This window comes from Laspinema sp. D2d (genome assembly GCF_025370755.1).
Taxonomy (GTDB): domain Bacteria; phylum Cyanobacteriota; class Cyanobacteriia; order Cyanobacteriales; family Laspinemataceae; genus Laspinema.
The window spans coordinates 201806-210320 of record NZ_JAMXFC010000003.1 but is presented as its reverse complement, the minus strand read 5'-3'; the positions used below and the strand labels follow the sequence as shown (position 1 = coordinate 210320).

At 44.2% G+C, this 8515-nt stretch carries 3 protein-coding genes; 1 reads left to right on the top strand and 2 read right to left on the bottom strand.

Annotated features, from left to right (window positions below; all coding sequences use genetic code 11):
- Window positions 1-480 precede the first annotated feature (480 nt).
- Window positions 481-6024: an ATP-binding sensor histidine kinase gene (locus NG796_RS03465; RefSeq protein ID WP_261204525.1), complete on the bottom strand. Its 5544-nt coding sequence runs from the start codon at window positions 6022-6024 to the stop codon at window positions 481-483.
- 971 nt (window positions 6025-6995) lie between these two features.
- Complete coding sequence (locus NG796_RS03460) at window positions 6996-7928, bottom strand: cation diffusion facilitator family transporter (protein ID WP_261204524.1); 933 nt, start codon at window positions 7926-7928, stop codon at window positions 6996-6998.
- Window positions 7929-8050: 122 nt separating this feature from the next.
- Between NG796_RS03460 and NG796_RS03455 the strand changes: the two genes are divergently transcribed.
- Complete coding sequence (locus NG796_RS03455) at window positions 8051-8410, top strand: hypothetical protein (RefSeq protein WP_261204523.1); 360 nt, start codon at window positions 8051-8053, stop codon at window positions 8408-8410.
- The last annotated feature ends 105 nt before the right edge of the window (window positions 8411-8515 follow it).

Below are 8515 nucleotides of genomic sequence, written 5' to 3'. Positions count from 1 at the left end.
GGATCAGTCTCTACCTCTCGGTAAAACTACCTAATTTGATTCCCTCTCTGGATTAAGATAGGATTCAAAAGGAAGAATCAACACCTCCCTGAACATCCTCCCGGGGCTGATTAATGGTCTGAATTATCTGGGAAGGTTATTAAAACTAATCGTTCCCCATTTCTCTTAAAAATTAACAGGTTACTCAAATTTAGTATTTTTTTCCCTTGACAAAGGGTAAAAATAATTTTAATATTAAAAACTTATTAAAATGACTAAATCTTGTGTCTACATCCAACATAACAAGGATTGGGATACAGACACAAGCTCTAAGCATACCCGATTCCAGGGTCTTTGACCCGTGGGATATTCCATCCGGGTTCAAAGACCTACTTTCCTGTTTAGCCTGCGCTTGAATGGCTAATGTCTCTACCCTGTAGGGTTTTGGGTTTTTACAGACCGATCACAACCGGATTTGGGTTCAGAAGGATCCGGATTAACTTACGAAAGGGATTGAGGGGAGAGTTTGAGGGGAATGGCGATCGCAAATTCTGACCCTTGTCCCAAAGTGGAACGACAGTCCAGATGACCCCCATGTTTTTCCACCACAATTTGATAACTGATGGACAACCCTAAACCTGTCCCCGACCCCACAGGTTTCGTGGTAAAGAACGGGTCAAATAATTTAGAGAGAACCTCCTCGGTCATCCCTGTAGCATTATCTGTAATCCGAATCACCAGATGATCCTTCTCCATACTCGTGCGAATCCCAATCACGGGCAGGGAGTCGGGATTGATGGGAACAGACAAATCCCCATAACTTTGTTTTCGCTCTTTTTCCTCTAACGCATCAATAGCATTACTGAGGATATTCATAAACACTTGGTTCAGTTGACCCGCATAACAGGTGACCAAGGGTAAGGTCCCATAATTTTTCTCTAAGGCAATCGCTCGGCAACCCGGTTTTTCTTTGAGGCGATGGCGCAAAATTTCGATGGTACTTTCAATCCCTTCATTAATATCCACCTCTTTGAGGTCCGCTTCATCTAAGCGAGAGAAGTTTCGCAGCGATCGGACAATCTGCCGAATTCGCTCTGCTCCCACCTGCATAGACATCAAAATTTTGGGGAAATCCTCCTTGAGAAAATCTAATTCAATTTCCTGAACCCGCTCCTCAATGTCCTCCGTCGGTTCCGGATAAGTTTCTTCGTAAAGTTCCAGGAGATTGAGTAAATCTTGGAGATACTCCCCTCCATGAATGAGATTCCCATAAATAAAGTTAACTGGGTTATTAATCTCATGGGCCACCCCCGCCACCAACTGTCCCAAACTCGACATTTTTTCCGTTTGAATTAATTGGGTCTGGGTTTCACGGAGCTTTTTCAACGTTTGTTGGAGGTCTGCATTTTTGGCCTGCAACTCCAAGGTTCTTTGGGCAACCTTTTCTTCTAAGGTATGATTAGACTCTTCTAACCGTTCTTTAGCGGAAATGAGTTCAGTCGTGGTTGCTTCTAACTTGCCATAAAGTCGCGCATTTTTAATCGAAATGGCAATCTGAGAACAGAGCATTTTCAAGACTTCAACGCGGTCCTCCGTAAACGCATTGGTCGTCTGGTTATTTTCCAAATAAAGCAGCCCAATCAGATTACCCTGATTGAGAATTGGAGTGCACAGAAGCGATTTAGGTTGAGTTTTCACGAGGTAAGGATCGGCAATAAATCGGCCTCGCTTGGCTGCCTGATTTAAAACAAGAGTCTCTCGGGTTCGGCTGACATAGGTCAACAGGGAGACGGGAACATCATTGCTGTTTTGGAAGGGGGTATCTAATCCAAGAATTACCTGCATGGGATCCACGCTTCCCCGGGCTTCTACATAGAGTTTTTGACCCTTTTCCAAAATGAAGCAGCCGGTTTGTGCCCCTGCACTTTCCATGACAATTTCCAGGAGTTTTTCCAGCAAATTATCGAAAATTATTTCATCGGCTAGGGTTTGAGAGGCTTTCATAACTGTTGCCAAATCAAGCGCCCCTGTGGTCAAATTGGTCGTTGAAGTGGTGGTATGAGTGCTTTCGGTGCTGTTGGGGTCTCGAACTCGTTTGGGGGATAAGAGATGGGGATAATGCAATTCTAATTGGTGAACTTTAGCCGTTGCACCCCATCGCAGATAAGCGGCATAAGCATCAATCAGATAAAGTTGGGCAATTTTGGAGCGCCCGAGGTTAAAATAAAACTCAGCCGCCCGTTCATTGGCGATCGCTTCTTCCTGGAGATATTCATGGTCTCTCGCCGAGGCGATCGCGCAGTCATACCATTCCATTGCTTCCGGCACAAGCCCCAAAACCCGCGCTTTTTCAGCTTCCACTAACTCATATTTATGCTGGAAGTTATCCGGGGCATACTTGGCCCATTGCTGCATTTGTTGCTGATTATTTTCAACTTGTTGCAACATTTCGGGGTGCTTTTCCGGGGCAGCCAAGGAATAGGCAGCCAGCAAGGATAGGGAATAGTAGAAGTTATGGACAGCCCCCACAAGCATACCCATGACACTTCCTTGATAGGCGAGCGCTAATTCGGCATAGACTACCCCTTGTTTTGGATTGTTAAATAGGTAAACCAGATGAGTATTCGCCAGATAGAGATTAAATAACAAAATCTTGGAATCAGAGTCACTTAAACTCTGGATCATCTCGATTTGATTAAATTCTTCTCCCGATAAGCAATTCGACTCCGTAGGCAGATAGTCGGTGGTAATTTTATGGGTAAATTGCTTCCAAATTTTCAGGTAATTAATTCCATAAATTTGCTTGACTTTCAAAGCAAATTTGAAATACTTTTCCTGCTCTTTTTTAACTAAATCCAACGGCTGACCACTCAAAAGCAGTTTTAAGCAATAAGCCACAATATGATAAACCGAATATTCCAAGTCGCCCACTTCCAAGCCTTGGTTTAACCCTTCGATAAAAAAGGTATTATTTTTCATTAAAGGGTCTTTCCAGGGCTTAATTCCTTCATCAAATAGATTATAAACCTTGCATTTGATAGGTTTGGCATTCAGGGCATCTACAAGCTGAATCGCCATTGTTCCCGCTGCATATCCCGCCTCAATGTTTGTCAGGGTGGCACAGAGTAGCCAGCCATATATGGCATAGACATAAGGCGATAACTCTGAATATCCATGTTGAACACAGAGATTAACTTGAGTGAATACAATCAAGGGACCGATCTCGGGTTTGCTAATCAAAGCAGCGGGAATAATTGCCACTAAAAGTCGTAAGGCAGCCTGTTTGTTAGGGTCGGTCATTTTGGGCAAATTTTCCAAACTCGTCCAAGTCGGCAATTCAATAGCCCACTGACCCGCATCAGGAACCTCTGATAGAGTAACTCCCAACTCGGCAATTCCAGTTAACCCGGTATCGATCGCCTTAACCATCTGGTTTTGGGCGATCAATAATTGGATTTGAAGTTCATAAACTTTGACGCGATCGCGTAACTCAATTCCCCGTTCTAATAAGCTATTTGTGAGTTCCGTCGCCCGAGGATAGTTGGTATTTAAATATTCGGCTTCCGCCGCTTCTAGCTGAAGATCTAAGCTCAAATGATACTCTGCTTCCCAGCTATTAGCGGCGAGAAGTTCCATACCAAAGGTTAAATACTGGGCGGCAGTTTCATAGGCAGTGGCTTCCTTGGCTTTATGCCCCGCCATTAGATTTAATCGGGCGAGTTCTACAGGGGCGATCGCCTCGGATTGGAGGAATTCATCTTCCCTCAAACACTCTTTTCCCAGTAATTCAACTCCCCGATTTAACTGATTGACGATATCAAAGATATTCGCCTCAATTTCATCCGGTCCAATTTTGTCTAATAACTGTTGTCCGAGTTTGAGGTGGGTGAGCTTTCTATCTTCTTCGGGAATCAGAGAATAAGCCGCTTGTTGAACGCGATCGTGCAAAAATTTATAAGTGCTAGATTGAGAATAAGAATGAGCCTCCGGGGGGTTAATCGCGTCCAAATCTTGATTCTCGCTATGGCGAGCGCCCATTGCCAGCGCCATTCGCGATCCGTCACTAATCGGCAAAATTAATCCCACTTGCAGGGCTTTCCATAACTGAGTTGCGGTGGTTGACTCCAATTGGTCCGTGGCGATCGCCAGCACATCTAAAGTAAACCGATTCCCAATACAAGCCGCTACTTTTAACACCTCTTGGGTGGATGGCGAGAGCTTTTGAATATTTCTCGTCATCAATTCCACCACATTCAAATCCGTAATACCCCGGCTTTGAATTTGCTCAAGATCCCACTCCCAAATCCCCTCGTTATAATCAAAAATTAATAACTGATCCTCATATAGAGATTGAAAAAGTTGAGTCAAGAAAAAGGGGTTTCCTTGAGTTTTATAGCAGAGTAAATCGGCCAAAGACTTGGCTTTTGCCTTGTCTTCCCGAAGGGTATCCGCAACTAACGCTTGAACGTGCATCTTATCCAAATTTTGTAGCGTCAACTCATGCACCACTGTTCCGGCTTTTTTCAGTTCCTCCACCGTGATCATCAAAGGATGAGTGGCATCTACTTCGTTATCCCGATAGGCAATTAAAGCCAGCAAATACTGACTATCCAGATCCGTAATCAGTAATTCCAGTAACTTCAGGGAGGCAGCATCCACCCACTGCAAATCATCCAGAAACAACACTAACGGATGTTCCGGTTGGGTAAAAACCTGCACGAACTGCTGAAATACCCGATTAAATCGATTTTGGGTTTCCATCGGGGGAAGTGCAGGCACTGGAGGCTGTTTACCCATAATTAATTCCACTTCAGGAATCAATTCAATAATGACTTGACTATTCGGACCTAATGCCTCTAATAGTTTCTCTTTCCATGCCTCAACTCGGGCTTGAGTTTCGGTCAAAAGCTGACGCACTAAATCAGAAAATGCTTTGACAATTGCCGTATAAGGAATATTGCGCTGTAAGGGGTCAAACTTGCCTTCAATAAAATATCCCCGACATTGCACAATAGGTTTATGAATTTCATTGATGACACTGGTTTTTCCAATACCAGAATAGCCAGAAACCATCACTAATTCTACAGTTCCCTTACAGGTTTTTTCAAAAATTGACAACAGTTGTTCAACTTCTTGTTCTCGACCATAAAGCTTTTGGGGAATAAAAAATCGTCCAGACTTGTCCTGGTTCCCTGCCTGGAAATTGGTAATTTCCCCAAAATAGATTAATTGATTTAAACAAACTTCTAAATCTACCTTCAACCCTTGAGCACTTTGATATCGCTCTTCAGCGGTTTTTGATAACAGTTTCATGACGATATTTGAAACCGCTTCGGGAATCTCTGGATTTACCCGATGGGGAGGAACCGGCTGTTTGGCAATATGCGCATGAATCAGTTCTAACGGATCGTTAGTCAAGAAAGGAAGTTGACCCGTTAGCATTTGATAAAACGTGACGCCTAAAGAATAGAAATCACTGCGATAGTCGATCGCCCGATTCATCCGTCCCGTTTGTTCCGGGGACATATAGGCGAGGGTCCCCTGGAGTGAATTCGGGTTGGCGATCGCCTGGTGCTCTCGATTGAGGCGCGAGGCAATACTAAAATCACTCAGTTTAACCTGTTTGGTAACTGGATGAATGATAATATTTTGAGGCTTGATATCCTTATGAATAATATGATTTCCATGCAACTGATTAAGGACATCGGCCAATTGAATTCCAATGTTTAAAACATCCTTAACATTTAGGGATTCATTCGCCAGAAATTCACTTAAATCTTTGCCTCCAAAATCTTCTAAAACTAAAAAAAGTTTATTTTCAAATTTTTCTAATTCATAGGCTTTAATTGCCCCAGTTAAATCCAAGAACTTGGAAATTTCATATTCTTGCTTTAAATTGATGACCTCCTTCAGGCTAGGATGCTCATTTTTTAAAATTTTTAAAATAACGGGGGTTTGATCTAAGGTACTCTGGCCTCGATAAACTACCGTATCCTGACCTTCATAAATCTTTTCTAGCCTCTTGTATTTAGAAATAGTATTCATAATCTTTGATCCAATCTGAGAGAAGGGTGGGTTATTTTGAACGTTTTTTCACCTGATTTGCTCGGCCCTGCCCTATTCTGCTACCCAATGGAGACATCTTTAGCTACAAATAATTAGCCGATCACAAGTCATAGAGGATGGTACAGTCAAGTTTGCCTTCTAGGGTGTAGGTACAAGGCAGGGAATACCAACGGGGTTTTTAACAAGATTTCTGCTAATTAGTCACAAGTCAGGGTCAAAAACCCGTTTTTTCTCCTTTGTATTTAAGAGTGTGTCAACGCCCTAGCGTAAATTGATTATTCCAAAAATCCGGTTTTTTGTCTATGATGAAAATACGGATTTTTACCCTTTCTTCTCCCGCAAACTATAAATTTGCCCCAGTGAAGAAAAAGAATAGGCCTATTGCAGAATTGTCTCCAGCCGATTAGCGTTTGATCCAGGGGTTCGAGGGATGGCTCATCGAATGAAAGCAACAAGTCTAATGAGGATATAGAGGGTCTCAATCTGGAATGAAAGTTGTCAGGGGCTACCTGGGTCTCTCCGGTGGTGTCATTGGAGAGAGAGACTGAATCAGACCGATTGCAGACTTTTCTCAAGTTCTTGGGGAATCAACCCTTTATTCCTGTGGGTTCCTTTTGATCTGGGGGAGGAGAAGGGGACTTGAGGGAGGGTTGGGGCGATCGCTCATAAGACTTCTTACAAAATTCTTTAAAGCCGATTGGCGTTTTTAAGGGGGGCTGGGGGGATCAATCCGGATTTTTGCAAGAGGTCTATAGAATACAAGCAAGCGGTCTAATATTTACCACAGAAACACCCCACTGATTTAGAAACCTAAAAACCTAGAACGGCTTGATTTTTTGGGGAAAACTAGCAAAAATCTGTGGAAAACTGATATCAATCTGTGGAAAACGACGGATTTTTTAACGGAGATTCTTAGCAGAGGTTGTCCTCGTGATGGCAAAGTCCGCCAATTATTCAAGGGGTTGAGGAGATTCCGGCTCATAGCTAATCTCTGAGGATTGATATCGAGGCGGTTCAATGTGAATCAAAATCCGGGCCGGGGAAAATCGCCCTTGTAAACGCGCTTCCACTTCTTCTGTAATGGCGTGGGCGGTTTCAACATCATTGGCATCAACAATCAGATGCATTTCAATAAACACCTGACGTCCGACCACTCCCCGAGAGGCAATATTATGACAGTTGAGAACCCCGGGAACTTGCATGGTAATAGCGTGAATCGCTTCTGGGGCGATCGCCATTTTATCCACCAACCAGGGCAAATTATCCGTCAACACTTCCCACCCACTTCTAAACACCAACAAGGCTACGGGAAAGGCTAACATCACATCCACCCATTGCAACCAAGGCCAGCGATCGGCAAAAGTAATCGCAATTAACCCCGCCATCACGATGATGGTTACCCAAACATCGCTCATGGTATGTTTGGCATCAGCAATCAGAATACTGCTCCCAATTCGCCGACCCACAGTTCGTTCATAGAAGGCGACAAAAATATTGATTCCCAAAACAATCAGCAAAATCCAGAGGTCTTGGGGGGAAACTTCCACCCGCGTTCCCTCCCCAAAGAAAATGCGGGCGATCGCACTGCTGAGAATTTCAAAACAGGCCACCCCTAAAAAGGCCGCAATCCCCAAAGCCCCCACTGCATCAAACTTCTGATGTCCATAAGGATGTTCGCGATCGGGATGGGGAGAGGCGAAATGATTCGTCACCAAACCCAAAATATTATTGGCACTATCGGTCACACTATGCAATGCATCCGCCAACAAACTCAGGGAACCCGTTAAGGTCCCCACCACCGCTTTAATTCCCAACACGACCAAATTTAAGCCCAGGGTAATCAGGAGTACCCGGCGAACTTCAACCCGATTATCTGTAGCCACGGATCTTTCCTTATGCAACCTACAAAAATTGTAGGGCATTCGGTTTCTTTGGCAGTTTACAGATCTCAATGTCCCCCTTCCCCCTTACCATAAAGAAACCGAATATTAAAAGTAGATCCCTCATGTCTGGTTCTCAACTCACCCTAAATTTAATCGAGGGTTCCGTCTCGTTTCGGTTCTCGCCCGAAGCAGCGCGGGACTTGCAGGCGGCCATCAACGACCTGATGCAGCAGCTTAAAGCCGTCGCATCAAAAGCAACCCCCGGCGTCGGTTCCGGCAAACCGACCCCCCAGAAACCGATGGAATATCGTTCTACTGGGGATGTGTTTTTAGAAATTTTCTGCAATCCCAATATTTACCCCACCCCCTTTGCCGCCAAGGTACTGATTACCCTACGCGACGATCGCATTCGCCTGAGTACCGAAGCGGAACTCACCCGTTTGGTGGAGGACCTCAATCTGTATTTAGAGCAGGCGGGTTAATCCGGTTGAGTCTAAACAGCCGGTTGGGAAAACAGTGGAAAACTCCCTAGGCGATCGCCTCCCAACCTTAAACAAACCCCCCCTGAACATTCGGTCTAAATTCAT